This is a genomic window from Streptomyces sp. NBC_00322, from assembly GCF_036147535.1.
Classification (GTDB): Bacteria; Actinomycetota; Actinomycetes; order Streptomycetales; family Streptomycetaceae; genus Streptomyces.
The window spans coordinates 8,311,423-8,337,232 of record NZ_CP108019.1 but is presented as its reverse complement, the minus strand read 5'-3'; the positions used below and the strand labels follow the sequence as shown (position 1 = coordinate 8,337,232).

At 70.1% G+C, this 25,810-nt stretch carries 25 protein-coding genes; 10 read left to right on the top strand and 15 right to left on the bottom strand.

The features are described 5' to 3' along the window. Positions 1-61 precede the first annotated feature (61 nt). Positions 62-292, bottom strand: coding sequence for a hypothetical protein (locus OG905_RS37920; RefSeq protein WP_328681684.1), 231 nt, complete (start codon positions 290-292; stop codon positions 62-64). Positions 293-766: 474 nt separating this feature from the next. Between OG905_RS37920 and OG905_RS37915 the strand changes: the two genes are divergently transcribed. Beyond that, positions 767-1,582, top strand: a complete 816-nt coding sequence (locus tag OG905_RS37915) for a DUF899 domain-containing protein (protein ID WP_328681682.1) — start codon at positions 767-769, stop codon at positions 1,580-1,582. Positions 1,583-1,705: 123 nt separating this feature from the next. Here the strand turns inward: OG905_RS37915 and OG905_RS37910 are convergent, their stop codons facing one another. Then, the gene (locus OG905_RS37910) at positions 1,706-2,143 is read right to left on the bottom strand and encodes a hypothetical protein (RefSeq protein WP_328681680.1); all 438 of its coding nucleotides are present in this window, start codon (positions 2,141-2,143) and stop codon (positions 1,706-1,708) included. A 1,272-nt stretch (positions 2,144-3,415) separates the two neighbouring features. Here OG905_RS37910 and OG905_RS37905 point away from each other — a divergent pair. Both OG905_RS37905 and OG905_RS37900 read left to right on the top strand, forming a co-directional pair. Beyond that, on the top strand, positions 3,416-3,553 hold the full coding sequence (locus OG905_RS37905; RefSeq protein ID WP_328681678.1) for a hypothetical protein: 138 nt from the start codon (positions 3,416-3,418) through the stop codon (positions 3,551-3,553). A 257-nt stretch (positions 3,554-3,810) separates the two neighbouring features. Then, positions 3,811-4,428 (top strand): hypothetical protein, encoded by a 618-nt coding sequence (locus OG905_RS37900; RefSeq protein WP_328681675.1) that lies wholly within the window; start codon positions 3,811-3,813, stop codon positions 4,426-4,428. Between the two features lie 306 nt (positions 4,429-4,734). Here the strand turns inward: OG905_RS37900 and OG905_RS37895 are convergent, their stop codons facing one another. Beyond that, entirely contained in the window at positions 4,735-5,031 is a 297-nt protein-coding gene (locus OG905_RS37895) for a hypothetical protein (RefSeq protein WP_328681674.1), read from the bottom strand. 104 nt (positions 5,032-5,135) lie between these two features. Here OG905_RS37895 and OG905_RS37890 point away from each other — a divergent pair, with 104 nt between their 5' ends. After that, a complete protein-coding gene (locus OG905_RS37890) occupies positions 5,136-6,791 on the top strand; it encodes a LuxR C-terminal-related transcriptional regulator (RefSeq protein ID WP_328681672.1) in 1,656 nt (551 codons plus the stop codon). A gap of 112 nt (positions 6,792-6,903) precedes the next feature. Continuing rightward, positions 6,904-7,218, top strand: coding sequence for a hypothetical protein (locus OG905_RS37885; RefSeq protein ID WP_328681670.1), 315 nt, complete (start codon positions 6,904-6,906; stop codon positions 7,216-7,218). Positions 7,219-7,400: 182 nt separating this feature from the next. On the opposite strand, the gene OG905_RS37880 is transcribed toward OG905_RS37885, so the two are convergent. The 4 genes from OG905_RS37880 to OG905_RS37865 form a co-directional block, all read right to left on the bottom strand. After that, the gene (locus tag OG905_RS37880; RefSeq protein WP_328681668.1) at positions 7,401-9,350 is read right to left on the bottom strand and encodes a diguanylate cyclase domain-containing protein; all 1,950 of its coding nucleotides are present in this window, start codon (positions 9,348-9,350) and stop codon (positions 7,401-7,403) included. Between the two features lie 381 nt (positions 9,351-9,731). Continuing rightward, positions 9,732-10,037: a hypothetical protein gene (locus OG905_RS37875; RefSeq protein WP_328681665.1), complete on the bottom strand. Its 306-nt coding sequence runs from the start codon at positions 10,035-10,037 to the stop codon at positions 9,732-9,734. After that, entirely contained in the window at positions 10,034-10,642 is a 609-nt protein-coding gene (locus OG905_RS37870; protein ID WP_443044041.1) for a SigE family RNA polymerase sigma factor, read from the bottom strand. Before OG905_RS37870 ends, OG905_RS37875 begins: the two co-directional genes overlap by 4 nt. After that, positions 10,639-12,210 (bottom strand): sodium:solute symporter family protein, encoded by a 1,572-nt coding sequence (locus OG905_RS37865; RefSeq protein WP_328681663.1) that lies wholly within the window; start codon positions 12,208-12,210, stop codon positions 10,639-10,641. The genes OG905_RS37870 and OG905_RS37865 overlap by 4 nt, the downstream gene beginning before the upstream one ends. 172 nt (positions 12,211-12,382) lie before the next feature. Between OG905_RS37865 and OG905_RS37860 the strand changes: the two genes are divergently transcribed. The 4 genes from OG905_RS37860 (at position 12,383) to OG905_RS37845 (ending at position 16,134) form a co-directional block, all read left to right on the top strand. Then, complete coding sequence (locus OG905_RS37860; protein ID WP_328681661.1) at positions 12,383-12,613, top strand: DUF3311 domain-containing protein; 231 nt, start codon at positions 12,383-12,385, stop codon at positions 12,611-12,613. Between the two features lie 58 nt (positions 12,614-12,671). Beyond that, on the top strand, positions 12,672-14,792 hold the full coding sequence (locus OG905_RS37855; protein WP_328681659.1) for a carbon starvation CstA family protein: 2,121 nt from the start codon (positions 12,672-12,674) through the stop codon (positions 14,790-14,792). Beyond that, complete coding sequence (locus tag OG905_RS37850; RefSeq protein WP_328681657.1) at positions 14,789-14,977, top strand: YbdD/YjiX family protein; 189 nt, start codon at positions 14,789-14,791, stop codon at positions 14,975-14,977. The genes OG905_RS37855 and OG905_RS37850 overlap by 4 nt, the downstream gene beginning before the upstream one ends. A gap of 218 nt (positions 14,978-15,195) precedes the next feature. Then, a complete protein-coding gene (locus OG905_RS37845; protein ID WP_328681656.1) occupies positions 15,196-16,134 on the top strand; it encodes a glycoside hydrolase family 16 protein in 939 nt (312 codons plus the stop codon). Between the two features lie 112 nt (positions 16,135-16,246). Here the strand turns inward: OG905_RS37845 and OG905_RS37840 are convergent, their stop codons facing one another. From OG905_RS37840 to OG905_RS37830, 3 genes are read right to left on the bottom strand one after another with little or no spacing between them, the layout of a single operon-like run. Further along, positions 16,247-17,332, bottom strand: coding sequence for a DUF7405 family protein (locus tag OG905_RS37840; protein ID WP_328681655.1), 1,086 nt, complete (start codon positions 17,330-17,332; stop codon positions 16,247-16,249). Continuing rightward, positions 17,329-17,976 (bottom strand): NAD(P)H-binding protein, encoded by a 648-nt coding sequence (locus OG905_RS37835; protein ID WP_328681651.1) that lies wholly within the window; start codon positions 17,974-17,976, stop codon positions 17,329-17,331. The genes OG905_RS37840 and OG905_RS37835 overlap by 4 nt, the downstream gene beginning before the upstream one ends. Positions 17,977-17,978: 2 nt before the next feature. Next, the gene (locus tag OG905_RS37830; protein ID WP_328681649.1) at positions 17,979-18,929 is read right to left on the bottom strand and encodes a zinc-binding dehydrogenase; all 951 of its coding nucleotides are present in this window, start codon (positions 18,927-18,929) and stop codon (positions 17,979-17,981) included. A 147-nt stretch (positions 18,930-19,076) separates the two neighbouring features. On the opposite strand from OG905_RS37830, the gene OG905_RS37825 reads away from it, so the two are divergent. After that, on the top strand, positions 19,077-20,015 hold the full coding sequence (locus tag OG905_RS37825) for a LysR substrate-binding domain-containing protein (RefSeq protein WP_328681647.1): 939 nt from the start codon (positions 19,077-19,079) through the stop codon (positions 20,013-20,015). A 171-nt stretch (positions 20,016-20,186) separates the two neighbouring features. On the opposite strand, the gene OG905_RS37820 is transcribed toward OG905_RS37825, so the two are convergent. The 5 genes from OG905_RS37820 to OG905_RS37800 form a co-directional block, all read right to left on the bottom strand. Then, positions 20,187-21,248 (bottom strand): 3-oxoacyl-ACP synthase III family protein, encoded by a 1,062-nt coding sequence (locus OG905_RS37820; RefSeq protein ID WP_328681645.1) that lies wholly within the window; start codon positions 21,246-21,248, stop codon positions 20,187-20,189. Between the two features lie 22 nt (positions 21,249-21,270). Continuing rightward, positions 21,271-22,008 (bottom strand): HAD family hydrolase, encoded by a 738-nt coding sequence (locus OG905_RS37815; RefSeq protein ID WP_328681643.1) that lies wholly within the window; start codon positions 22,006-22,008, stop codon positions 21,271-21,273. Then, a complete protein-coding gene (locus OG905_RS37810; protein ID WP_328681641.1) occupies positions 22,005-23,090 on the bottom strand; it encodes a ScbA/BarX family gamma-butyrolactone biosynthesis protein in 1,086 nt (361 codons plus the stop codon). The genes OG905_RS37815 and OG905_RS37810 overlap by 4 nt, the downstream gene beginning before the upstream one ends. A gap of 100 nt (positions 23,091-23,190) precedes the next feature. Beyond that, on the bottom strand, positions 23,191-24,201 hold the full coding sequence (locus OG905_RS37805) for a ketoacyl-ACP synthase III family protein (protein ID WP_328681639.1): 1,011 nt from the start codon (positions 24,199-24,201) through the stop codon (positions 23,191-23,193). Further along, positions 24,198-25,757 carry an FAD-dependent oxidoreductase gene (locus OG905_RS37800; RefSeq protein WP_328681637.1) on the bottom strand — a complete coding sequence of 520 codons (1,560 nt, stop codon included), beginning with the start codon at positions 25,755-25,757 and terminating at the stop codon, positions 24,198-24,200. Before OG905_RS37800 ends, OG905_RS37805 begins: the two co-directional genes overlap by 4 nt. Between the last annotated feature and the right edge of the window lie 53 nt (positions 25,758-25,810).

Genomic DNA, 25,810 nt, shown 5'->3' with positions numbered 1-25,810 from the left:
CAGTCGGTGCTCCGGTAGGAGCGCACCCGGCAGATGCTCAGGGGAGAACCGTGACGGGCCTTCAGACCGTGGGGGCGCGCCCGTCAACGACGGGGCTGTGGTCGGCCGGGGCTTGCCGTCCGTCCGGGGGGACGTCCGCCCGAGCGACCGGGGCCCAGGTCGAGTCGCTCGCGGAGCCACCGTCCTGCGCGGCGTCCGCCAACCGCGACATCGCCCGGTGGTAGCCACGGCCCGATCCGGCACCCATCCGCACGATCAGCTCATCGACGAGCTGGGCCATCCCGGAGGACATGGCCACAAGCTGGAGGGCAGGTATCGAGGGCGGTAGGACGGGCCTCGCTGTCGAACATGCATGCCCGTCCGGGCAAACGTCACCGTCCGTCGCGAAGTAGCGGAAATCGCTGACTACGGGAACGGGGCGACGCGTCAGCGGACTCTCGGCCCCGGCCGGCGGGGAGCTGCCAGCGGCGTGACAGGCGGCCCAGCGTGATGTGGCCGAAACTGAAAACACGTAGACCTCGAGACGGGGTCCGACCGCGATTTCAAGATCTCCAGGGGCTTCCCAGCACCTGTCGGTCATCGTCGCCCGGTTCTGCCAAGCTTGAAGAGCCAGCGCGTCTGTGAACTTGTCGGCCCTACGTGGTCCGTGCAGGCTCGGCCGAGGGCCCCCCGCCGCGATGAGTTCCGGCCGGGTCGCGAGTCTGTTCTGGTGAGCCTCGTAGGACGTCGTACGACGCTGCCCGGCACGAGACACCACGGAGGACACATGACGACCACGCCCGGCAACGCAAGCAGCAACCTCCCCGGCAAGCCGCCAGTCGTCGACCTGGCCACCTGGCAGGCGGCGCGCGAGGAGCTGCTGGTCCGCGAGAAGGCGCACACCCGTGAGGGCGACGCGATCGCCGCGGCCCGGCGGCGGCTGCCGATGGTCGATCTCGACGGCGCGGTCGAGGTCATCGGCGTTGACGGGCCGGTCGCGTTCCTCGACCTGTTCCAGGGGCGCGACGAGCTCGTGGTCTACAAGCACATGTGGTACGACGACGCGCCGCACCAGGGGCAGTGCGAGGGCTGCACCACCACGGCCTGGCACGTGAAGGACGCCGTCTACCTCAACGCCCGGGGCGTCTCGTTCGCCGTCCTGACCTCGGGCCCCTGGAACGAGGTGGCTCCCTACGTCGAGTTCATGGGTTACACCCAGCCCTGGTACTCGGTGCGAGGCGCGGAGGCGCCGGTCGGCGGAGAAATGGGGCACATCGTCTGTTTCCTGCGCGACGGCGACCGCGTGTTCGTCACCTACTCCACGACGGGCCGTGGCAACGAGCCGGTCAACGGGTCCCTCGCCCTGCTCGACATGACGCCCTACGGCCGCGGCGAGGCATGGGAGGACAACCCCGAGGGCTGGCCCGTGATCGGCGATGTCGGCGAGGGGCACCCGTCCGAGGGCCGCCAGGCCTGCTGGTACTGGCGCTCGGACGCCGACGGCGTCGCCACCTGGGGCCCGACCAGCCGGCCCGTGCCGCAGTGGACCCGCCCCGGCGCGACCCCCGTGGAGACCCTCGGCCGGCACGGCCACCACCACTGACGCGCCTTCGTCGACAGTGTCGGTCGTTCCCGGTGAATCACCGCAGGCGGGCCGTCGTCGCAGGGCCGCACTTTGGGGGAAGCGCCCGGGTCGGCCGCCGACCCGGGCACCCAGTTCGCGCCTCTACTCCGTGAACTGGAAGGTCCATGCCTGACGTCGATCGTTAACGTCGAGTGGCCTCAGGGCAGTTCGGGGAGGGAAGATCCTCAGCAGGCTGAGGTCCAGGGCCAGTTCCTGGCCGTCGACGGGGCCTCCCGGGACGACAACGTGGAAGGTGTGTGGCTGCGCGCTCTGGTAGAGCGCCCACTCGCGGGGCTCGGGGTACCCGACGACCGGCTTGTTCATCTCCGGGTCGCCGTCGAAGGACAGATACGTTTGGGTCCTGAGATTGCGGATCGTGCAGTTGCCGTTGCTGAGCTCCTCAACCTGCCATTCCTGCTCGCCGGGGTTGCCGGTGGGCAGCAGCAGGACAACGGGTGTCTTGGGCTCCTCTCCGTCCAGCGTGAGCAGTTGCTCGCCAGGACGGGCGATCATGTAGAGGCCGTTCGGTACAGGCGACAAGGCCGACTCCACTTCTGACGTGCGGCGCCCCCCAGCGGGATGCCGCCGATCTTTTGGGCCTCCGAATCCCTTCCCCGCCAACGCACGCCAAAGGTCGGAAAAGCTCTGCGTCACCCTTCAGGAGTACACCGCATTCGTCCCGGCGTTCGACCAACATCGAAGGTGTCCTCGGGTGCCTTCAGCGGCGTGTCCGATGGCAGTTGCTCTGCCGATCCCATTTCCGCTGACAAATAGCGTGTCGATCCGGCGACAACTACGGTGCCTTACTAATGCGATAACGCAGGTCGACAGCTCCTCACCCACCAACTCGCCGCCGACTGGACGAACTACCGCCACCAGCGGTGGCCCGCCTCGACCAACCCCCACCTACTGGTCAGCCAGAAGACCGCCCTCGAACCCGACCACCGGGCCGTCAGCATCGGCCTCCTGAGCGGAGCCCTTCGCCAAGGGCTGCCCCTGAGCGGTCTTCGCCGAGACCGCATCTTCAACGAGGCGTCCGAAAGCGCCGACCCCCTCGGCGTGGCGAACTCCGACCCCGCGCTCTGGCTCCGAGACGCCCTGCTCGCCGTCGGCGCGCGGAACGTGAGGCGACGGCCCTGACGCGAGCGAGCAGGTAGCGCGAACTATCAGGAAACCAGCCCTCGAATGCGGTCGCGGCAGCCATCCGCCTGCCGCTGCCCGCTTCACCTGACCATGCCACTGAGGAAGCCACGCATCCGATCGTTGCCACTCCCCCAGACGCGTGAACGCTGCTCATCGTTCACCGGATACGCCACGTCTCGGCTTCCTCGTCGACTTCGTGGGTTTGCGGCCCGACGGGAGACCGCGGTGTGCGCGGTGCGGGCCCCTTCGACGCAGCGTCGGGGGGCCACGCCCTCCCTCCGCGGCCGGCGGACGGCCAGGGAGCAGCCCCGTTCCCAAGAGCGCAGTCATGTCAAGACGACGAAGGCCATGCGCGGGATTGCCCCGGGCACCCGGAGTAATCGCACACCTCACCCGTTAATCGTCGCGAGCACCATGGGAACGGAAATCAGAGCCCGCTGTGCCCGCTCCCCCTGTTCCATCGCGAACGGAGTAGTCCGCCATGCCCCTCGACCTCGCAAACAAATCGCCGATCGGTCCGAAGGGACGCCAGAGCAGCATCCAGAACCAGTTCGAGTTCATGCAGCAGTCCTGGTGCAACGATCCCAAGTTCCTGCGTGTCCCGAGGTGAGACCGAATCCGGCGGGCGCTCTGGATACCGGGCTCGACCCGATCATCGGGCAAGGTGAGGTGACAGAACAGGAATGGCCGCAGAAGCACGGCAACGACGAGCGGATCAGGGCCACTCTCAAGCAGTCGGTCACGATGATGGGCGGCGAGTACTTCTTCATGCCCAGCCTGAGTTTCCTCGAGAAGGCCGGCGCATAGCGCTGCACCCCCGCTCCGCTGCAGCAGCGGTGGCAGCAGGCGAAGCGGGGCTCCACTCGAGGTTCCGAGTGGAGCCCCGCAAGGGCTTGCCATCCAATCGCCGACCACCTCGATGACGCCTGACCGGAATGAAGCCGCGGAGCGACCCGACCGAAGGTCTGCCAACCGGGCGGCTCCCTGGATGGTCCACCAGTGCGTCAGGCTGAAGGTGCGATATGCGCGAACATCGGTGGCTCGGACGAGAGGGAGGAGAGACCGTGGACGAGCTTGACACTCAGGAATCCCGGAAAAGCACATCGGCCGGCACAGGCGACCATGGCGCCCCCGCCCAGGCAGGGGTCATTGGCATCGGGCTCGCCGCCGTGCTGACGTTCGCACTCGCTCAGGGCTCCTGGGAGTGGTTCGCCGCATACATCGGAGTGACGCTTCTCGCGGTGATCTTCTCCGCCTATCGCCTGCCGCCGTGGACGCCTGGGCTCCGCTCTGCGTACACGCAGAATCTGGTCGCATACTCGCTGGTGGTGGGCCTGTGCGTCGCGATCGCTCTGGCCCCGATGCTGCAGCGCTCGGCGTGGCTCCTTCCCATGCCACGGACCCGCAGCGACTGCCGGAACATGGGCAAGTACGAGAGCCTGCAGGCAGAGGCCGCGCTGGCCAACCTCGCCAGTCGCGACGGTGCCGCCCTGGCTTACGCGCAGGACAGGCAGAGCCATGAAGCCACTGCCGACTGCCTGGCATCCACCACGACCCGATGGCTGCCAATGTATGGACTCGGGGCGGCCGTACTGGCGGGTCTGGGAACGTGGTCTTTCGGCCGTACCCGGGTGCTGAGGGAAGCGGACCTGGCCACCCGAACACCTCGTCGTCGGAGCTGACCAGCTGCACGTCATCGAGCAGAACATCGGCATCGACACTTGCACCTTGGGGGGCCGGGAGATGCCCTGGGACGGTGTCCGTACTCGCCGACCCAGACCACAGAAGCCGCGCAGCCAGTTTGGTCAGCCGGGCAGTCACCCAATCAAGTTCAGTAGCAGGGCAGTAGGCGCCGCCCGCACCCACCGGGAGACCGAACGCGATGGCGCGGGACGGTCAGGTGCCGGATCGCGACGGGGGAGGCGCGACCCGGCACCCAGCTTCGAGCCTACGCCGCCAACTTCGCAGCGGTGGGGCGATGTGCTAGTTCAATACGCAAGGGCCGCGGCGAGGTGTGGTTGGTCGCAGACGTCGGTGCCAGCCCGTTGCCCGCTGACGAGCCGTGGGGGTATCTGGAGTGGGTGCGCTGCCGGCAGTCCGGCGAAGGATGGTGGGACTGAGCCCGGTCGGCGGTTGCTGTTGGCGGCCTGGTCGATCTTCTCCGGGATGACCGCCTTGGTCTTTCGTTTGCGCAGGTGGGCGCGGTTGGCGCCGCGACGAGTAAGCCTCGTCGCGACGACCGCGCCGGGCCGGGCGCGCGGGCGGCCGGCGCGGCCGCGGGCCATGACCTTCTCCAGGACCGGGATGATGCGGGGGTGTCGGCCGCGTGTCCCTCGGTCAGGTCGAAGGAGAGCGGGCGACAGCGGGGCGGCGGGTCGATAATCGACATGTGCCGGATCCCGACGTCCTGCTGGAGCAGGGCCGCGCGTGCGCGCAGCGCGAGGCGTGGCTCGAGGCGTACGACGCGCTGAGTCGCGCCCGTGCCGCGCGGGAGCCGGCCGCCGCTGACCTCGAGACGCTCGCCCGCGCGGCGTACATGCTGGGGCGCGACGAGGAATACGTGGCTGCGCTCGAGGCGGCGCACCGAGCCCATCTCGAGGCCGGACGCGCCCCCTCTGCAGCCCGGGCCGCGTTCTGGATCGGGCACAGTCTGCTGTTCCGCGGGCAGGGTGCGCGCGCAGCAGGCTGGTTCGATCTGGGCCGGCGGCTCGTCGACGAAGCGGGCGAGGACTGTGTGGAGCGCGGCTACCTGCTGATCCCCGTCTGGCTGCGGCAGATGGGGAGGGGCGACTGGGAGGACGGGTTCGCCACCGCCGTCGAGGCGGCGGCCATCGGCGACCGCTTCGGCGACGCGGATCTCGCGTGGCTGGCGAGGGACGACCAGGCCCGGGCGTTGGTCAAGCAGGGCAGGACGGAGGAGGGCCTCGGTCTCGCCGGTGAGGTCCTCGTGGTGGTCAGCTCCGGGGCGCTCTCCCCGGTGGTGAGCGGCATCGTCTACTGCAACACGATCGACTACTGCCACGACGCCCACGAGATCCGGCACACGCGCGAGTGGACCGACGCGCTCGCGGCCTGGTGCGCGGCCCGCCCACAGATGGTCGCCCACAACGGCCTGTGCCTGGTGCACCGCGCGGAGATGCTCCAGCTGGAAGGTGCCTGGGACGACGCGGCGCGCGAGGCCAACGTGGCCGCGGAGCGGTTCACCGACGGGATGCTCAACCGGATCGCGACCGGGAAGGCGCACTACCGGCAGGGGGAGATCCACCGCCTCCGTGGGGACGTCGACGCGGCGGAAGCGTGTTACCGCGCGGCCAGCTTGCTGGGCTGCGACCCGCTGCCCGGGCTGGCCCTGCTCAACCTCGTCCAGGGCCGGGTCGACGCCGCGGCTGCGGCGATCCGGCGGGGCCTGGTCGAGCAGGTGGAGGCGCTGCAACAGGCGGCCCTCCTCCCGGCGTACGTCGAGATCATGCTGGCGCTGGGCGACCTCGACGCGGCACGGGCAGCCTGCGAGCAGTTCGAGCTGATCCTCGGGCGCCATCGCACCGAGGCCCTTGTTGCCGCCCATGCCCACGCCCGCGCGTCGCTCGATCTCGCCCGTGACGAGGTCGAGCCGGCGCTGCGGGGCGCCCGCCGGGCGTTCGAGGCCTGGGCCGACCTCGGGGCGCCGTACGACGCGGCGCGGGCGAGGGTGCTGGTGGGCCGGGCCTGCCGGGCCCTCGGTGACGAGGAGTCGGCCGCGCTGGAGCTGGAGTCCGCGAGGACGGCCTTCGCCGGGCTGGGTGCGGCGCCCGACCTGGCCGCCGTCGAGGCGCTCGGCACTCCGTCTCGGGACCGGCACGGTCTGTCTGCGCGGGAAGTCGAGGTGCTGGGGCTGCTGGCGGGCGGGCTCAGCAACAAGGAGATCGGCGAGCGGCTCGTGATCAGCGAGCACACCGTGGCGCGGCACCTCCAGAACATCTTCGCCAAGCTCGACGTGGGGTCGCGGACCGCGGCCAGCGCGTTTGCGTTCGAACACGGGCTGGTCCGCGCCAGTGGTCGTTCCTGACCACGGGTCGGGTCACCGAATGGTGGGTTCGAGCGATGCCGGACCCCGCTCCGTCTCCGTAGCGTCAAGGCCATACCGGCCCCGCCGGGACCGCAGGACGAAGGAGACCGAGATGTACGTCGTGGCCCAGCATGCGATCCAGGACCCCCGCACCGCGTTCCCTCGTGGAGAGCGGCTGCAAATCGGGGACGGCGCTCCCGAGGGGGTCCGGGTCCTGCAGTTCTACCCCAGCACGGACGCCTCGCAGGTGGTGTGCCTCTGGGAGTCGCCCTCCTTGGCGACGGTCCAGGAGTACGTCGACACGACCCTGGGCGACTCGAGCACCAACAGGTTCTTCGAGGTCGCGGCCGAGCCGGCGTTCAGCGAGCGGCCGCTCGGTCTGGCTACGGTGCCGATGATGCATCGTCGAGAGGCCGAATCCCAGTGACCCACTTCCATTATCTGGCGCGGAGGAGCGGGACGAGGTGGGCGCCGCTGACGGCTCGCCAGCTGGCCAGGGCAGCCGCGATCAGCTCGCGGGGCACGCCTGGTCCGCTACGCCCCCCGGGCGCACGGGCAATCCACCGGCGACCCCAGCGTGGGCGGCGCCGAGCGCGTCCTCGTGTTCATCTACATTCTCGTGATGGCGGGAAGCGAGGTCTCGCAGTGGATGTAGCGCGGCTCCGGGCGGTGGATGCGGATGCGACCCTTCCCTGCGGCCTTGGCCTCGTACATGGCCAGGTCGGCGTTGTGCAGGAGTTCGTCGGGCGTGATCCCGGGAGTGGCAACAGCGATTCCGATGGAAGCCGAGACCACCGCATCAGTGCTGCCGATGCGGTATGGCTTCGCCAGGGCGGAGAGGATCCGCTCCGCAACTTCCCTGGTCCGGAACTGGCATGCTCCCGCCTCTCCCTCCAGCAGTGCGGCGAACTCGTCGCCGCCCAGACGGGCGGCCGTGTCTTCAGCACGTACCGATGCCTGAAGCCGACGGGCAGCCTGGACGAGCACGGCATCTCCTGCAGCGTGTCCGGCCGAGTCGTTGACTGCCTTGAAACCGTCAAGGTCCAAGAGGAGCAGCGCAGGCGGGGTCGTGGCAGCGGTCCTCTTCCGTAGTGCGTGCGTGACTCTGTCGGCGAACAACGCCCGGTTGGACAGGCCGGTCAGCGCGTCATGGAATGCCAGGTGCTCAAGCTGTGCCTGCACCGCGGCCCGCTCGGTCACATCACGGCTGTTGAAGATCAGCCCGTCGGTGTGGTGGCTGATCGTCGACTCGACGTGGCGCCATCGCCCGTCAGCGGCCAGAACCCGACAGGACACGTAGCCGCCCGGGCCGCGGGCACCCGACTCGGTCTCCTGGCGCAGTGTCTCGACGGCTTGCATCAGCTGGTCCAGGTCGTCGGGGTGGGTGTACAGCGGCAGGCGGGCGCCTACGAGATCCTCCGGCCGGTATCCGAAAACCTGGCGGACGGCCGGACTGACGTAGAGCACGCGACCCTCCAGACTGACGATGGTGATCACGTCGCTCGACCCATCGACCAGCGTGCGGTAATGGGCTTCACGTGCTGCGGCCTCTCGCGTGATACGCAGATGGTCGGCGTGGGTGACGCCTTGTCGGGCGCCGAGCCCAAGAAGCACGGAACCTGCCAGGACGACCATCACGACATCGGTGTGGCCGCCGGCAAGGGTGTGCGCCGCCATGGCCAGCACGCAGACGACCACAGGCACAAAGGCCGCCACTACCCCGACGACAGGCATCTCCCGCTGGTCGACTCCCACCACGCTGGCGCCGCCGGGCAGCCACGGCGCGGCGGCGACGAGGAACAGTCCGGTCATCGAGCATGTCGCCGCGAGTGGCATCCCGTACCAGATGCCAGGTGCGGTCAAGAGGATGCGCAGCATGTCGCTCATCGCCAGGAGGACGAGGGCCACGGCCGACACGGTGAGCGATGTGCGCTCCCCGCGTCTCAGGCAGAAGCGCAAGGCGACCAGGAGTCCCAGGACCAGGATGTCCGTCACGACGCGGGCGAGACCCAACAGCGACCCCGACACATCACCCCCTTGGTCGGCGCGATGCATGAGCAGCACCCAACTCAGCGTGAGCAGCGATCCTGCGATCATCCATCCGTCCAGGAGCCGCCGTAACCAGACCAGGGTCGGGCCGCCGTCCGCCGCTGCCACCACCAGTCCGGCGACACCCAGCCCAAGACAAACGGTGAGCCCTGCAACTGCCAGCAGCTCAACCACAGAAGAGAGAACAGAAGAGCGTCTTGCAGACGAAGCGAGCTGCCCCAGTACCAGGTGGTGAAGACCGCCCCCTGCCACCGAAGCAGCGAGCAACATCATGCGAGGACGCACCCTGTCCGGCGCCGTTCGGCTACGGGCAAGCAGCGAGAGGGCTGCCACCGCGTGCGCTGCCGGCACGCCAATGTCGGCCCCCAGCAAAGCGGCCGCCGTCACACCCGCTCCCCCTGCGGCGGTAACCGCAGACCCAAAGCACAGGGCCTTGCCCGCCCCTGCTACTTGCAGTCGGCCGACAGAGGTGGCGCGAATCGAACCACCCCGACCGGCCCCTCCCTGCATCAAGCGAACCCCCGCGGGTGATCGAGCTCAGAAGGGCAGACACAAGCTCCCTGGACAGCTCCGTGGACTACTCAAGTGCGATAAGAGGGTAGAGGGATCTATTGCCCGAGTCGTATGACCGCGTGGGAGTTTCACCTGAAATAACGACAGCTTCTGTGCGCCGATGACGTCGGCGACGTCGAGCTGGTAAGCAAGACCCGGCAGCGTCCCTTCTGCAAGTGCTGTACTGAGGCGAATCCTTTCTGGCGCCCCGTGGGTGACGCTCGGTCGATCCGGCGAGCAGTGACCGCTACCTCGGGCAGGTCTGCCGGGCTGCCCGGCCGGCGACACCGAACACCCCCTCTTGCACTACGTCCTTGCTGGTCCCTACGCACTACACGTTCAAGGGCTGATGACCTGCCGGACCGGCGTGTGGGGTGCGGAGGCGACCGGGCTGTGGGCACCGTTGAAGATCGCGCCCGAGCCGGAAGGCGTCTGGTTGAGTACCCAGAGACCGATCAGTACGGCGAGGGCGAAGACGACCGTGATGAGGACCGCCAGGACCAGGCGGCGCCTGCGTTCCCGGCGGAGCCAGTCGCCACGGGCGGTTCGATAGGCGTCGGGGGCGGGCCGCACTTGGTGGGCGAGGACCTCGAGAGTCTCGCGGAGCTGCTTCTCAGTGCCGGGGGCACCCGGGGTGGTGCTCATCGCCGTGTCTCCATCGCCTGGGTGAGAGCGGCGAGGCCGCGCGCCGTATGGGTCTTGACCGATCCTGCCGAAATACCCATCGCGTCAGCGATCTCACTTTCTTTCAGGCCCAGCCAGTGCCGCAGCACGAGGGCTTCGCGCTGCCGGGCGGGCAGTTGCTGGAGGGCGTCGACCAACACCCGCTGGTCGTCACGGAGCAGCGCCGAATTCTCGGCGGAGGCGACCGGGTCGGCCGGCGGTGCCTCTGCGTGCCGACGGGCTACCTGGAGATGACGTATCCGCATCCGGGTCAGATTGCAGACGGTGGAGCGCAGATACGCCTCCGCTGATTCGGCGTCACGCAGTTTCCGCCACCTCCGGTAGATCTGGTAGAACGCCTCGGCCACGATGTTCTCGGGATCGTCGGCGCCCAGCAGCGCGGCGAGGCGGAGCATCGAGGTGTAGTGAAGGTCGAAGAGCCGGGCTACGGCCGCCTCCCGCTCCGCTTCCGCGGTTCCGGCGGGATCGGCTGTACTTGCCGCTGACACGCCTGCCGGCCCGGCCACCTGCGGGGGTGGTGAGGGGACGCCGGCGGTCACGGGCCGGACTGTCCGTCTTATGCTCATGCCTTGCTCGCTCCCGTCTCCGGACGGCGCCTGACTGTCAGCCGACGTGGCAGCGCGGTGGAGTCCGCGCCCCGGGGTGTGCCGATCCGGTCCAGTACCGCCGTGCCGGCCAGCGCGACGGCCAGGTTGAGGATCAGAGCGGCCAGCCCCGCGTAGATCTCCATCGCATGACCGGACATGCCGGGCAGGCCGAGCGGTACGACGGGCGAGAAGCCCTCCCGTACGACCATGACCGTGCCGAACAGCATCCCGGCGGCCCACCCTGCGAGCAGCGCACGGTGGTGCAGCCGGCGGGTGAACAGCCCGATGGCCACCGCGGGGAAGATCTGGAGGATCCAGACACCGCCGAGGAGCTGGAGGTTGATGGCGTCCTGGTCCCGCAGCCCGAAGACGAACGCGACTGCTCCCGCCTTCGCCGTGAGGGAGACCGCCTTGGCGATCCGGACCTGACGCTTGGGCGTGGCGGTGGGGTGGAAATACTCGGTGTACACATTGCGTACGAACGAGGTCGCGGCCGCGATCGACATGACTGCGGCCGGGACCAGCGCCCCCACGGTGATCGCGCCGAAGACCAGACCAGCCAGCGGCGCCGGCATCAGGCGGTCCACCAGGATGGGAACCGCGGCCTCGGCGCCACCCTCGGGGGCCTCGACGCCCGAGGCGAGCGCCGCGATGCCGAGCAGCCCGAACAGTGCGAGCACCGCGGTCCAGGCAGGCAGGGCAACGGCGACCCGGCGCAGGACGCGCGGGCTGGAGGCGGCGAAGGCGGCGGTAAGGACGTGCGGGTACATCAGCAGGGCAAGCGCCGACCCCAGGGCCAGGGTGGCGAAGGCGGGCTGCTGGTCCGGTGAGAGGACGAGGGATGCGTGGCCGGCGTCCGGGCCGGAGAGGCGGCGGGCGGCCTGGTCGAAGACGGCACCGGGGCCGCCGAGGCGGGCCAGGACGAGCCAGCTGACGGCGAGTACCGAGCAGAAGACCGCCACGCCCTTGAGCGCCGATATGACGGTGGGCGCGCGCAGACCGTGCCGATAGGTGGCGACCGCGAGACCGGCGAAGATCGCGGCCATTGCCAGGTCGCCGGTGGCGGCACTCGGGTAGAGCCCGCCCGCGGTGAGTACGGCGCGGATGCCCAGGAGCTGCAGGGCGAGGTAGGGCATGGTGGCGAGGATGCCGGTGAGTGCGACCACCAGGGCCAGCGGGCCCGAACCGTAGCGTCCGCGGACGAAGTCTGCGGCGGTGACGTAGCCGTGGTCCCGCGCCGCGCTCCACATCCGGGGCAGCAGTACGAAGGCGAGCGGGCAGACGATCACGGTGTAGGGGAGGGCGAAGAAGGCGGGTGCCCCGTTGCCGTACACCAGGCCGGGTACGGCGGCGAAGGTGTACGCGGTGAAGATGGTGCCGCCCAGCAACAACCAGGTCCAGACGGTGCCGAGGCTCCGGTCGGCCAGCGCCCAGCCTTCCAAGGAGGGCAGGTCGTCGTTGGCGTGCAGGCGGCGCGCGGTGACGGCGAGCAGCGACGCACCGCCGATGACGGCGAGGAACGCCGCGGCCATGGGACCTTCGGTCATCGGTCACCGTCCTTGGTGTCCTGGGAGTGCGCGAGCCCTGTCGCATACGAGTTGCGCGAAGGGCCGGCTGCGATGACAGGAAAACCAGGGAAATCTCATCGAAATCTTCTGTCAACCGAATCACGGACGCCGGCAACTCTTGCACAGACCGACAGGAATGAGGAGGTCACCCGTGGTACGGATCACGCTCCCCCGCCACCACCACGTCTGGCGCCGGGCCGCGGCCGGTGTCTGCCTCGTCGCTCCCGTCGTTGCCCTGCTGTGGGTGCCCTGGTACGCGCAGGACCGGCCGCAGCTGGCCGGGGTGCCGTTCTTCTACTGGTACCAGCTCGCCTGGGTGCCGGTGTGCAGCCTCGCCCTGCTCGCGGCGTATCTGCTGACCCGGCGTCCGCCCAAGCCCTGACCCGTTCCCGCTTCTCCTCACCCTTCTCACTCCTGACCCGCCGAGCCGAGGATCCTCCATGCCAAAAAACATCCAAGTGCGTCCGAAATCGATTGTTTTGTGGACTTTTGTCGCCCTGCTCGGCGCCTTCGCCTGGGGCATGGTGGCCCTGGCCCGGGGCGAGGAGATCTCCGCCGTATGGCTGGTGGTCGCGGCCCTGGGGTCGTATGCCATCGCGTACCGCTTCTACTCACGCTTCATCGCCCGGCGCGTGCTGAAGCTCGACGACAGTCGAGCCACCCCCGCCGAGCGACTCGAGGACGGGGTCGACTTCCAGCCGACCGACCGCCGGGTCCTGCTGGGACATCACTTCGCGGCGATCGCGGGGGCCGGGCCGCTGGTCGGGCCGGTGCTGGCGGCCCAGATGGGGTATCTGCCGGGGACCATCTGGATCGTCGTCGGGGTGATCTTCGCCGGGGCGGTGCAGGACATGGTGGTGCTCTTCCTGTCCATGCGCCGGGACGGCAAGTCGCTCGGCCAGATGGCCCGTGAGGAGATCGGCAAGGTGGGCGGGGCCGCGGCGCTGATCGCGGTCTTCGTCATCATGATCATCCTGCTGGGTGTGCTGGCGCTGGTCGTCGTCAATGCCCTCGCGCACTCCCCGTGGGGCACCTTCTCGGTCGCCATGACCATCCCCATCGCCCTCTTCATGGGCTTCTACATGCAATACCTGCGTCCCGGACGGGTGACCGAGACGAGCCTGATCGGCGTCGCGCTGTTGCTCCTCGCCATCGTCGGCGGCGGCTGGGTGGAGAACTCCTCACTCGCCGACGCCTTCACCTGGAGCCCTACGACTCTCGTCTTCTGCCTGGCCGGCTATGGATTCGTCGCCTCCGTCCTGCCGGTGTGGATGCTGCTCGCGCCGCGCGACTACCTCTCCACCTTTATGAAGATCGGCACGATCGCGCTGCTCGCGGTCGGCGTGCTGGTGGCCGCGCCGAAGCTGCAGGCCGAGGCGGTGAGCGACTTCGCCACCTCGGGCACCGGACCGGTTTTCGCCGGCTCCCTCTTCCCGTTCCTGTTCATCACCATCGCCTGCGGCGCTCTGTCCGGCTTCCACTCGCTGGTCGCTTCCGGGACCACCCCGAAGCTGATCCAGAAGGAATCCCAGGTACGGATGATCGGCTACGGCGCGATGCTGATGGAGTCGTTCGTCGCGGTCATGGCCCTGATCGCCGCCTCCGTCCTCGACCCGGGGCTGTACTACGCGATGAACGCCCCCGCGGGGCTGCTCGGCACCACCGTCGAATCCGCCTCGCAGGCGGTCGCCGGCCTCGGCTTCACGATCACACCCGAGCAACTGACCGCCGCCGCGAAGGCGGTGGAGGAACAGACGCTGATCGCCCGCTCCGGCGGGGCGCCCACACTGGCGGTCGGCATGTCGGAGATCTTCTCCGGGGTCTTCGGCGGGGCGGCGCTGAAGGCCTTCTGGTACCACTTCGCGATCATGTTCGAGGCACTGTTCATCCTCACCACGGTCGACGCGGGCACCCGGGTGGGCCGCTTCATGCTCCAGGACATGCTCGGCAACGTCTACAAGCCGATCGGCCGCGTCAACTGGAAGCCGGGCATCTGGATCGCCAGCGCACTGGTCGTGACCGCTTGGGGCTACTTCCTCTACACCGGCGCCACCGACCCCCTGGGCGGAATCAACCAGCTCTTCCCGCTCTTCGGCATCGCCAACCAGCTGCTCGCCGCGGTAGCCCTCACCGTCTGCACCACCGTCCTGGTCAAGTCCGGACGGCTGCGCTGGGCCTGGGTCACCGCCGTCCCCCTGGCCTGGGTGGTCGCCGTCACCTTCACCGCCGGCTGGCAGAAGATCTTCTCCGACGACTCGCGCGTCGGCTTCTTCGCCCAGCGGCACAAGTACGCCGACGGAATCGACGCGGGCACGGTGCTTCCTCCTGCCAAGACCATGGACGACATGCACACCGTGGTCACCAACTCCACCGTCGACGGCGTCCTCATCGCCGTCTTCATCCTGCTGGTCGTGACCGTGATCGCCAACGCGGCCGTGGTGTGCGCCCGCGCCCTGCGCTCGCCCGCCCAGCTGCCCACCACGGAAGCGCCGTACGTTGCCTCGCAGCTCGAGGTACCGGTGCCGGGGCCCCGCAAGGAGCTCGCCGGAGTCCGCGAATGACGCTCCGTCACGTACTGGACGGACTGCGCTGGTACGTGCGGGAGTTCACCGGCGAGGCCGCATACGACCGCTACTGCGAACGTCACCGCCGCAACCACCCCGACGCCCCTGTCCCCACTCGCCCGGAGTACGAGAAGCTGCGCATCGCGCACCGAGAGGCTCACCCGAGCAGCCGCTGCTGCTGACCGACCCGGGGTGCCGCGCCGTTGCCCGGTGGCGGCACCCCACTCCCCTTGGTTCGGGGACCCGTTCGCGCAGCTGTCTCCGTAACGCGCACTGGCTTGAGCCAACCCGGCTGTCGTGGCGCGCCACGTACCAACCGGGCATCGCCGCACATAAGGTGCGGAAGCATGGATGTCGGAGCAGGGATCGGTCGCCACCACGGCGCGGGAAGCAGGTCTCGATGAAGCTGCCGCTGCGCAAGGGCCGCACACGCCGCACGGTGGGCGTCGCGCTGGCTGCCTGCTGCCTGAGCCTGGCCCCGCTGAGTGCGGGTGCCCCGGCGTCTGCCACGCGCGTGTGGAGGCTGGAGTTGGCCGACGAATTCGACGGGGCAGCGGGCAGTCTGCCCGACGCCGACAAGTGGATCATCGATCTCGGCACCGGATACCCCGGCGGTCCACCCCAGTGGGGCACCGGCGAGGTCCAGACCTACACCGCGGACCCGGCCAACCTCAGCCGCGACGGCAACGGCAACCTGCGGATCACACCGCTGCGGGATCGTGCCGGGCGGTGGACCTCCGGACGCATCGAAACCCGCCGCAGCGACTTCCAGCCTCCCGCCGGCGGAAGACTGCGCATCGAGGCCCGCATCCAACTCCCCGCCGTCACCGGCCCCGCCGCTGAAGGCTACTGGCCCGCCCTGTGGACCATGGGCGCGCCCTTCCGCACGGGCCAGGCACCCTCACCCGCTGCCGGCGAGTTCGACATCATGGAGAACGTGAACGGCCTCAACCGCATCTGGGGCGTCATGCACTGCGGCACCCCCACCGGCGGCCCGTGCAACGAAAGCACCGGCATCGCCGCAACCACCAACTGCCCCCGCACACGCTGCACCGGCCACTTCCACACGTACACCCTCGAATGGGACCGCACCACAGAGCCCGAGCGGCTGAGCTGGTACGTCGACGGCAGTCTCTACCACACCGTCAGCTCGGCACAGGTGGACGAGGCCACCTGGAGTGCCGCCACGGGCCATGGGCACTTCATTCTCCTCAACCTGGCCATCGGCGGCGGCTTTCCCAACGCTCTCGCCGGAAACAGCACACCCACCCCGAGGACCCGCCCCGGCAGTCCCATGCTCGTCGACCGCGTCACCGTCCTCACCAGCGGCACGGCCTGACGACCCTGGGTACGGATCCTGCCGTGCCTCGTTGTCAGCGCCACGGAACTCGGCCATGAGAACTCGCGAGGCGGCGGTCCCGATGACGCAGCTGACGCCATCCTGCCGGGTATCAGGGCGTGGCTGAGGTTCGTGCCGAGCGACAGGGAAATGACCTCGTGGCGCGCGGCGGAACGGCGAAGGTCGCCCGGCTGCGGACCTCGATGAAGCCGTTGATGCCGTTGCGGCGCCGGACTCCGACGGCGGGGTGGTGGGGAGGTGCGTCTGCCGCGTTCATCACCGCGCGGGTCGCGTGGAAGTCCTCCATCGTGCGCTGCAGGGACACGAAGTGTGTGCCGGGTGAGCCGTGGTCGAGGGTGGCGAAGTCCCTGCGGTTGATACGGGCGCGGCCGTTCAGGCGGGCCCGTCCGGTGGCCTGGGCGTGGCCGACGAGTCCGTGGGACGCGGCCGTGGCGGGCAGGTCGTCCGCGTCGCTCCGCGCGTCGTCCACCAGTTTCCCGGCGGCTTCGGCGCTGACACGGGGGGAGAACATGTGGGCGCTGCGGGTGTCCGCGTCCTGCTCGTACCAACTGTCGATGTCCAGCGTCAGATAGCTCACGTGCATCGTCGTCCCACCGGCGAGCGGCCCTTCGGTGATGGTGATGCTGTCCTCGTCGGCCTGGTTGCCCCGCAGACCCGAGTGGAAGCCGAGCATCAGCGGCGCGCTGTGAGGCAGGCCCGCGCCGGGCAGGCGCCGGGCAGGCAGGCCACGGCCCACGAATCCGGTGCGTACCTCGCGCAGCCGCAATCGGGTTCGCTGGTCGAGGGGGCCCGCTCCGAAGAGACGGCCGCTGATGTCGGCCAACAACTCCTCGTCGTCGCTTGCGAGATGAAGACAGGCATCGATCTCTTCGAGGACGGGATTCTCCCAACGGGCCATGGGCAGCGGCCGCCCCACCGGGGAGCGGCGCAGCGGGGTGTGCCGCTCGAACCAGCCGGGTCCCCAGGCCAGAGCGGTGAGCAGCCCGTCCGGGCCGTACGGGAACTCCGCCTCAAGACTCTGGAGCGCACCCTCCAGCCGGGCGGCGTCCTCCGGCGTCGGCGTACCCACGACGTCGAGCATCAGCAGCCGGTGGAACAGTGGTGCCAGCGGCCGGCCATCGGGATCCGTACGGAACGTCGACTCCCAGGCGTGCTGGGCTTCGGGGAGCGAGGTCATGAGAGGTCCTCGGGGTCGGGGCCCGGCTGGTCGTCCTTGTCCGGGCGGAGGCGGGCGAACGCCGCGGCCCAGTCCGCGACCGGCTCCCCGGGCTCGTTGTAGAGGGCGAAGGTGGTGGAGCGGGCCGCAGGAATCTCGACCGCCGCCACGAGCGTGGCGGCGATGTCGGCACGGGCCACCATGCCGTCGGGCCTGGGGTGCTGGGTGAAGGTCAGGGCGTGCGAACCCGGGGGGTCGTCGGTGAACCAGGTGGGCCGCACGATCGTGTAGGGCAGGCCACCGGCGCGCAGCTCCTCCTCCGCGGCGACCCGGCCCGGCAGCAGCGCGTCGTCGATCCGGTTGAGGGGGTGGGCCGGCCCGTGGCCGACGGCGAAGGAGCTGAGGAGCACCAGATGCGGCGGTTCGCCGACGGGCGTGGCCGCGGCCATCAGAGTGCGTACGGCCTGGTGCGTGTGGCGCCAGGCGTTGCCGCGCCGCGGGATGAGGACGATCGCGTCCGCACCGTCGAGTGCCCGGCCGACGGCGGGATCGTCCCCGAGATCGGTGAGTTCGACGACGCCATGGCCCCGCTCCCGGGCCGCGCGGGCGACCAGCAGACCGGTGGACCCGCGATAACCCGATGCGGCGACCACGATCCGGGCCACGGTCACGCACCTTCGTCGACGGTGAGCGCGGCCTTGCCTGCCACACGGCGCTCCCGCAGGGCCTCCATCGCTTCGGGGAGACGCTCCCATGAGCCCGTCCAGCCCACGACAGGATCCATCTGCCCGGCGGCCATCAGCCGCAGTAGTACGGAGATATCCCCGCCAACCGGTTCCCCGGAGCCGAACACCCAGAACGGGTGGAGCGTCTGACGGACATGCGGAACGAAGGAGGAGATCGTCAGAGCGGCCGGCAGCCGCGAGGACGTGCCCAGCAGCACGATGTGCCCCAGCGGGGCGAGCAGTTTGAGCGCCGTCGTCAGCACCTCGCCCCCGACGGACTCGACGATGAAGTCGAACTCCCCTTTCAGACTGCCGAGTTCATCGATGACTGTCCGTGCCCCGAGCGCCGCCACGTCCAGCGACCTGTGACTGCCGGTCAGTGCCGTCACCTCGGCACCCGCGGCCGCCGCGAGCTGGACCGCGAACGACCCGACGCCGCCGCTCGCACCGGTGATCAGCACCCGCTGCCCCAACAGCGCACCGCCGCGGCGCAGCGCGCGCAGAGCCGTCAGCCCGGCCACGCCCAAAGTCGCCGCCTGCGGCACCTTCACCGTGTCCGGCAGGGGCGCGATCCGGTCGGTGGGGACCGCCACGTACTCGGCCCAACCGCCGAAGTCGACCATCGCCGCCACGCGGGTCCCGGCCCCCGTACCACTTCCGTCGGCCGCGGCGCGGACCACGGTTCCCGCGAGGTCCTGCCCCGGGCGCCACCCCTCCTCACGCCGGGCGAACAGGCCCAGCTCCCCGCGGTTGACGGAGAAGGCTCCGACCCGTACCAGCGCTTCCGCGGGCCCGGGTATTGGCGCCGGTACGTGCCGGAGGTCCGGGCCTTCGGGCGTGCCGACGTAGGCGCGCATGGTCGCGGGGGCAGTGGGGAGAGGGGTTGGGTTCATGACGTTCACGCTAGGAGCGCGGGAGTGCCGGAGGGAAAGACCGGTGTGCTCTCGACTCATAGGCAACGCTTCTGAATCCCGGCCCCGATTCCCGATTCCGATGCCGTTCCCGATTCCGGCGACTTCCGCGTGCCTATTCTGGTGGCGATGACACCTGAGGCGAGATTGCTCCGCTACTTCCTGGCCGTTGCAGAGGAGTCCAATTTCACGCGGGCGGCCGAGCGGCTGCACATCGCGCAGCCCGCCCTGAGCGCGCAGATCCGTCAGCTCGAGGCCCAGCTCGGCGTGCGGCTGCTGGACCGTACGACGCGCAGGGTGGAACTGACTGATGCCGGACGAGCGGTCCAGGATCGTGGAGCCGCCGCGCTCGCAGCGCTCGACGAAGTCTGGGACGCCGCGCGGCGAGCGGGCCGCGGTGAGTTGGGCCGGCTGCGGCTCGCCTACAGCACGAGCACCGGCTACGGCACGGTCCCGCAGCTGGTCGAGGCCATGCGCGCCCGCCACCCCGAGGTGCGCGTGAGCGCCGAGCCGGTGCGTACGCCCGATATCGCGCGCGCGGTGCTCGACGGTCAGGCGGACGCGGGCGTCGCGCGTACGCCCGAGCCGGTCGCGGGCGTACGGCTGCACCCGGTGCGCCGGGAGCGACAAGGCGTGCTCCTCGCGGCCGGGCACCCGCTGACGGCCGGCGCGCCCGAGAAGGTGGAGCTCGCGGCCGTCGCGGAGTTCCCCGTGGTGGTGCATGCGCGGGAGGCGAATCCCGCGCACTACGACCAGGTGGTCGAGATGTTCCGCCGGGCCGGTGCGACGCCCCGGCTGATCGAGCGGTCGGTCTCGTTCGACCCCACACAGCGGGTGCTGCGTGACGGGCACACGGTGGGTCTGGTGGGTGAGGGGATGGCGGACGGCCTGGCCGACTGGCTGCGCTGGGCACCGGTGGCCGGCCCTGTGGACGAGCTGGTGACTCAAATCGTCTTTCCGGAGGGCGAGTTGCCTCCTGTGACGGCGCGCTTCGAGGAAGTCGCGGCCGCTGTCGCCGAAGAGGCAGGTTGGCTCACTTCGGCGGGCGGTGCGGGCGGGGCGGCCTGAACCGGATCCTCGGCGGCCATCCAGTGCCGCGTCGCTTCCAGGAGTGCAGCGATGACGGCCGCCCTCTCCTCCTCGTCCGGAACGCGGGGTGCTGTCTCGTACACAGTGGCTTCTCCCTTCTGAGTCGGGCCGCCCGATCCCGCACCCGTGGGCGCTGGACCGGGCGGCCTCTCACACGGCGCCCCTGGGGGCGGGGATGAGGCCGGCCAGGGACTGCGCCGTCCCGTGCCGTGCGTGCCGGGTCGGGGCCCAGTCGACCAAGGACGCCCCCACGGACATGCCGCCGCCGAAGGCAGCCAGCAGGACGCGGTCGCCGACGGCCAGTCGACCCTGCCGGTGCGCCTCGTCGAGGGTGACGGGGACGGAGGCGGCGCCGGTGTTGCCGTACCGCTCCAGCGTCAGATGCAGCGCGGCTGATCCGAGCCCCAGGTCGGGCCAGACCTCCGCGAGCATCACCCCGTTGGCCTGATGCGGGACGAAGTGGTCGACGGCGTCGCCGGTGACCCCTGCGGTGGCGAGCAAGTCCCGTACGGCCGCAGGCAGTTGCTCCTGCACGAAACCACGCACCCCTCGCCCTTCCATCCGGAAGTGGTGGTCGCCTCCGGCGAGAGTCGCCGGGGAGGCTGGGAGCCGGCTGCCGCCCGCCGTCACGCCGATGAGATGGTGCTGGTCGCCCCGGGTGAGCAGGCTGGTCCTGATGACCCCCTGCCCCTGGTCGACCGGCCCGATGACCGCAGCGCCCGCACCGTCACCGAAGAGGGCGGCGGTTCTGCGGTCGGAGTAGTCGAGGATGCGGGAGTAGATGTCTGCCCCCACGACCAGGCCGTATGACGCCCGTTCGTCCCCCTGGAGCAGCCGCTGGGTGACGGTGAGCGCGTAAATGAAGCCGCTGCACACCGAGTTGAGGTCGAAGCCCGCCGCGTTCCGCGCGCCGAGCAGATTCTGGACGATCCCGGCCGTCGCGGGCTGCGGCTGGTCCGGTGTCGAGGTGGCGACGACGATGTACGACAGGTCCGCCGGCCGCAGTCCGGCCTGATCCAGCGCCCGCCTGGCCGCCTCGGCCGCCAGGTCCGAGGTGGCTTCCCCCGGGGCGGCCCGGCGACGCTGACGGATTCCCGTCTTGCGGACGATCCATTCGTCCGTCACCCCGGCACCCCGTGCGATCTCCTCATTCCCCACCACGGTGGCAGGGAGGTAGGACCCTGTGCTCACAATCCCGATCGGGCCGTACATATCGCCTCCTGGAGTCGGGCGGTCATCGGACTGCGGTCGCTTCTGCCGGGGCGGGAGCCGGAGCCGGAGCCGGGGTGTGGCCGGGGACGATCCGCTGCCAGCCCGCACGAGCCGCGTGGTCCGCGAGGACGGGGTCCTCCCCTACGACGACCGGCCGGCCCACCGAGGCGAGGAGGTCGAGATCGCTCGAGTGGTCCCCGTAGGCACTGCACTCCGCGAGGTCGAACCCCCTCACGGCCGCGGTGGCCCGCGCGGCGCGCCCCTTGGCTGATCCGATCATCGGGGTGAGCACCTCTCCGGTGAGCCTGCCCCGGCGGATCACCGGCCGGGTGCCGATGGCCCAATGGGCGCCGAGATGTTCGGTGACCGGCTCCAGGCAGGCGAAGAACGAACCGGACAGCAGGACCACGAACTCGCCCTGCTGCAGGTGGCGTTGGAGCCGACTCCGCGTTTCGGGGATGAACAGACTCCCCTTCTCCTGCTCGGCGGTGAACCACTCGCGGCCGGCTCGGGCCAGCTGCTGTGCGCTGTGACCCGCGTAGAAGCGGTAGTAGTGGCGGTTGATGTCCTTACGGGGCACCCCCAGCCCGGCCGAGTGGCGCAGTTCGGCGAACAGACGCCCGTAGGTGGCCTCGGGCTCGCCCCGCCTGCGCAGATAGAACTCCAGGAAGCTGAACATGCTCTTGACGTTGATCAGCGTCTCGTCCACGTCGAAGAAGGCGGCGGAGGACTGGCGTACGGGCGGATTCAGGTACCTCATGACCGGAGCCCGAGGCGGCTGAGGGTGAGGGAGAAGACGCACAGTGTCTCGCCGTCCTGGTCGGCCACGACCCGCACCGGCAGCCGGCCGGCGGACCCGGCCGCGGCGCGGTCCACCTCCACGGTGCCGCCCTGCGTGTAGTACACGTCCTCGTCGGTGGCCGGGGCTTGGCGCTCCTCGCCCACTTGGGAGGTGATCACGGTCGTCTTCTCCAGCTCACCGAACTGGCTGAAGACCACGGACAGGGCTGTGGGGAGGGTCTTGGAGGGGGACATGCCGCGGGCCTCCAGCGCGGTCAGCAGGGCGATCTGCCGCGCGGCCTCCGCGATCACCATGCCGGGGAGGTGGTCCTGGGGGTGGTCGAACATGCTCGGGTGGTCACCCGGTATCCGCAGCACCGCCCGCGCGGTGTCGTCCTCGGTCTCGGCGTCGGCGAGCACCACATTACGAGGGTTGGTCCGGCCGACGAGGTACGGGTCCACGGCCGTGGCCGGCGTGGTGTCCTCGTGCGTACCCGATGACGGCAGCGGCATTCCGCCGCGGTTCTTCAGCCGCAACTCCACATAGTCCGCAGGTGACTTGAACCGCAGGCCCACGGAGGCGGTGCCGATCTCGATCCGCCCGACGAACAGGCCGATCTCGTAGTCCAGTCCAGTGGTACGGCCCTCTCGCCGACGGTGGGCGACGACCGTCACCCGCATCGACAGCGCACAGGGGGCCGCCCCCACGGCTATGCGTTCCAGGCGCGTCAGCTGGATGCGCAGATGAGTGAGGATGAACTTGTGGTCGGCCGGGACCCCGTAGAACTCATGGGCACCGGCCAGGCAGGACTGCCTGCACGCCTCCAGGAGCAGCACCGGGTCGTAGGCGCTGGGGCGCAGCAGATGGTCACCGTAATAGGCGTGGGAGCGCGGGAGTTGAGCGGCCGCCGCGTAGCAGGTGTCGCCGAGCGGCCGCAGATCGGTGAGGAACACCTCGCCCAGCGAGTCCCGGTGCACCAGTGCGCGGTCGACCGTGCGGGTGTAGGTCAGTTCGGCGTCCTCTGGTGTGAGGTCGTCCAGCGAGAGAGTCGTGGTCGTCATGGTCAGAGCCCTGCCTTTGTGAGGTGGGTCGGCCCTGTGCGGCGGACCGCCTGCGGTGATATGAGAGTTCGGTCGTGTTCCATAGGCCATGTCCGGATGTTCAGTCGTGTTCGAGGAGCATTCCTGTCCAGGTGAATCCGGCCCCTGCGCCGAGCAGCAGGACCCGGTCTCCGGCGGCGAACTCCTCGTCGGCGAGGTGGTCGAGACCGGCGATCTGGTCGCCGCTTCCCAGGTGTCCGACGGTCCGCCCGAAGTCCCAGAGCGACTTGGCCTCGCCGCCCGGGAACTCGGGAAAGTAGTTCTCCTCGAGCAGGCGCAGCCCCAGGTTGGGGTAGACGACCCGCCTCAGCCGGGGGTCGTCGCCGTCCGGCAGCAGGGCGCGGCCGATCTCGTTGACGGCCGCGCGGGTGGAGCGCTGCAGCCGGTCCGCGCCGTTCTCGCTCAGGAACCTCCGCTTGGCGCTGCGCACGTCATGCTCCGCGTCGAGGAGTTCGGGGTATTCGGGGCCCGGCGCGTTGTCGCGGTGGAGTCCTTCGAGGGCTGGATCGGAGACCGTACGGGTGCGCAGGACCCGCCATCCCGGTCCGGACGGCCCGGACGTCAGGACTGCTGCTGCGGCGGCATCGCCGTAGACGATGCCGTAGTCGGCGATGAACCGGTCGAAGCCCGAGGAGGCGAACTGGTCGGCCGCGACGACGAGCGCGCTCCCGCCGCTGCCTCCGGCCAGAAACCGGCTCGCCACGTCGAGTGCCAGCATCTGGGCGTTGCACCCCTGGTTGACGGTGAGGGGCAGCGCCTGGGGACAGCCGAGTCGGGACTGCAGCCAGGAGGCGGGTGACCAGAGTCGCTTGTGGCCGTGCCGGTGGATGGCGGTCACGAGCAGCAGTTGGAGGTCCTCGGGTTTGGTACCCGCCGCGGACAGTGCGCGCTGGGCCGCGATGAGCGCCATGTCCGCCGGGTAGAGGGTGTCTTCGGCGCAGACGGTGCGGTACCCGGTGGAGAGGATACGGTCGGCCTCCCCCTCGTAGCGCTCGGCGGCGTCGGCGACGTCCAGCCGGGTCTCGGGGAGGTAGCTGCCGGTGCCGGTGATCGTGAGAACGGGCGTGGTCATACGGCGACTCCCTTGGTGACGTCGTGGTGGTGCGCCTGCCGTGTGTGCTCCGCGTGTTCGCCTGCTGCCGGGCGGCCGCCGGGCGGCGGGATGAGCACGGTCGCGACATGACCGTCGGGCCGTACGAGTACGGCGGCGGGGACCGGCAACAGCGCGGCCTGGCGGGGCGTCTGTCCGGCGCTGAGCGTGCCTGCCGGGATGCCGGTCACCCAGGCGTCGGCCGAGGGTTCGCTGCCCGGCGGCAGGAGCAGGGTGAAGCGGCGCGGATCCGGGGTGTGGCCGGGGACCCGGGCGCCGGGCCGCAGCCGGTAGGTGTCGCGGTGCGGCCGCTCCTGGGCAGCTGCGCCATCGGAGGCGGCGGCCGGGTAGGTGACGTACAACTGGCTCCAGGCCTCGGCGAGTCCCGAGAGCGCGTCCTCCACGGCCTGCTGCGCGGCCGGGGTCACCGCGTCGCGCATGGCGTCGAGGAGCCCGAGCACTCCGGTGGTGCGGGCGACATCCGAGGCGACGGCCCGCCGCTCGCGTGCGTAGTCGTCGAGCGGACCGGGGCCGGCCGGGCCGGGGTCCGCGCCATCGAGGAGGTGGCCGAGCCGCCAGGCCAGCGCGGCCGCGTCGCCGAAGCCGGTGTTCATGGCCTGGCCGCCGGCCGGGGAGTTGAGATGGGCGGCGTCCCCGGCGAGTGCTGCCCGACCGGTACGGAAGCGGTCGGCGAGCCGCTCGTGCACCTGATAGTGGGCGACGCGGCGCGCGTCGGCCAGCCGTAGCGTGCTGCCGAATCCGAGGCGGTCCACCGTCGACTGGAACTCGGTCACTTCGAGGGTCGTATCGCGGTCGAGCTGGGCAGCGGAGACGGGGCCCGCTATGCGGACATCGCCGTCGGGGAGCGGGAGGAGGGAGACCGCCCCCGCCGGGCCGATGTACATGGCGGACTCGTCGCGGTCGACCGGGACTGCGGGTGTGCCCTCGGCAAGGAGGTAGCTCATGGGGTAGGTGACGCCGGGGAATTCGACGCCGAGCCGCTCGCGCACGGTGGATCCGGCGCCGTCGGCGCCCACCAGGTAGCGCGCCGTCACGAGGCGGGTGCCCGCCCCACCGGTCAGCTCGGCCCGGACTCCGTCGGCGTCCTCCATGTGCCGCTCGTAGCGCAGACCGCGGATCAGCCGACCGCCCATGTCCCGGTACGCGGCGGCCAGTACCGCCTCGGCCTCGGGCTGGGGCACATTGAGGTAGTACGGGTAGGCGGTGTCCAGTCCGGCGAAGCCGACGGTGTACGTGGCGCCGCGGTACGTGTGGAAGGAGATCCGCTGCTGGGGGACGCCCCGCGCCTCCAACTCCGCGCGCAGGCCCAGCGCTTGGAACTGTTCGAGACCGGCCGCGTGCACCATCACCGCGCGGGTGCGCCGGTCGATCCGGGTCTCCCGGTCGACGACGACACAGTCGATGCCCCGCCGCCGCAGCTCGCAGCCGAGCATGAGGCCGGTCGGCCCGGCGCCGATGATCAGGACGTCGGTCCCGGCGTGCGTGAGCGACCCGTGGTTCTTCTCTCGATGCATCATTTCCCCTGGGTGACAGCGGTGTTCATGGCGGGGGGTGTACGTCGGCGGCTGAA

What these genes read in the sequence shown, in the direction of transcription:
- OG905_RS37920 (WP_328681684.1), bottom strand. Translation starts at nt 292, where the DNA reads ATGTCCTCCGGGATGGCCCAGCTCGTCGATGAGCTGATCGTGCGGATG.
- OG905_RS37915 (WP_328681682.1), top strand. Translation starts at nt 767, where the DNA reads ATGACGACCACGCCCGGCAACGCAAGCAGCAACCTCCCCGGCAAGCCG.
- OG905_RS37895 (WP_328681674.1), bottom strand. Translation starts at nt 5,031, where the DNA reads ATGGCCCGCGGCCGCGCCGGCCGCCCGCGCGCCCGGCCCGGCGCGGTC.
- OG905_RS37885 (WP_328681670.1), top strand. Translation starts at nt 6,904, where the DNA reads ATGTACGTCGTGGCCCAGCATGCGATCCAGGACCCCCGCACCGCGTTC.
- OG905_RS37880 (WP_328681668.1), bottom strand. Translation starts at nt 9,350, where the DNA reads ATGCAGGGAGGGGCCGGTCGGGGTGGTTCGATTCGCGCCACCTCTGTC.
- OG905_RS37875 (WP_328681665.1), bottom strand. Translation starts at nt 10,037, where the DNA reads ATGAGCACCACCCCGGGTGCCCCCGGCACTGAGAAGCAGCTCCGCGAG.
- OG905_RS37870 (WP_443044041.1), bottom strand. Translation starts at nt 10,642, where the DNA reads ATGAGCATAAGACGGACAGTCCGGCCCGTGACCGCCGGCGTCCCCTCA.
- OG905_RS37865 (WP_328681663.1), bottom strand. Translation starts at nt 12,210, where the DNA reads ATGACCGAAGGTCCCATGGCCGCGGCGTTCCTCGCCGTCATCGGCGGT.
- OG905_RS37855 (WP_328681659.1), top strand. Translation starts at nt 12,672, where the DNA reads ATGCCAAAAAACATCCAAGTGCGTCCGAAATCGATTGTTTTGTGGACT.
- OG905_RS37850 (WP_328681657.1), top strand. Translation starts at nt 14,789, where the DNA reads ATGACGCTCCGTCACGTACTGGACGGACTGCGCTGGTACGTGCGGGAG.
- OG905_RS37845 (WP_328681656.1), top strand. Translation starts at nt 15,196, where the DNA reads ATGAAGCTGCCGCTGCGCAAGGGCCGCACACGCCGCACGGTGGGCGTC.
- OG905_RS37840 (WP_328681655.1), bottom strand. Translation starts at nt 17,332, where the DNA reads ATGACCTCGCTCCCCGAAGCCCAGCACGCCTGGGAGTCGACGTTCCGT.
- OG905_RS37830 (WP_328681649.1), bottom strand. Translation starts at nt 18,929, where the DNA reads ATGAACCCAACCCCTCTCCCCACTGCCCCCGCGACCATGCGCGCCTAC.
- OG905_RS37825 (WP_328681647.1), top strand. Translation starts at nt 19,077, where the DNA reads ATGACACCTGAGGCGAGATTGCTCCGCTACTTCCTGGCCGTTGCAGAG.
- OG905_RS37820 (WP_328681645.1), bottom strand. Translation starts at nt 21,248, where the DNA reads ATGTACGGCCCGATCGGGATTGTGAGCACAGGGTCCTACCTCCCTGCC.
- OG905_RS37815 (WP_328681643.1), bottom strand. Translation starts at nt 22,008, where the DNA reads ATGAGGTACCTGAATCCGCCCGTACGCCAGTCCTCCGCCGCCTTCTTC.
- OG905_RS37810 (WP_328681641.1), bottom strand. Translation starts at nt 23,090, where the DNA reads ATGACGACCACGACTCTCTCGCTGGACGACCTCACACCAGAGGACGCC.
- OG905_RS37805 (WP_328681639.1), bottom strand. Translation starts at nt 24,201, where the DNA reads ATGACCACGCCCGTTCTCACGATCACCGGCACCGGCAGCTACCTCCCC.
- OG905_RS37800 (WP_328681637.1), bottom strand. Translation starts at nt 25,757, where the DNA reads ATGATGCATCGAGAGAAGAACCACGGGTCGCTCACGCACGCCGGGACC.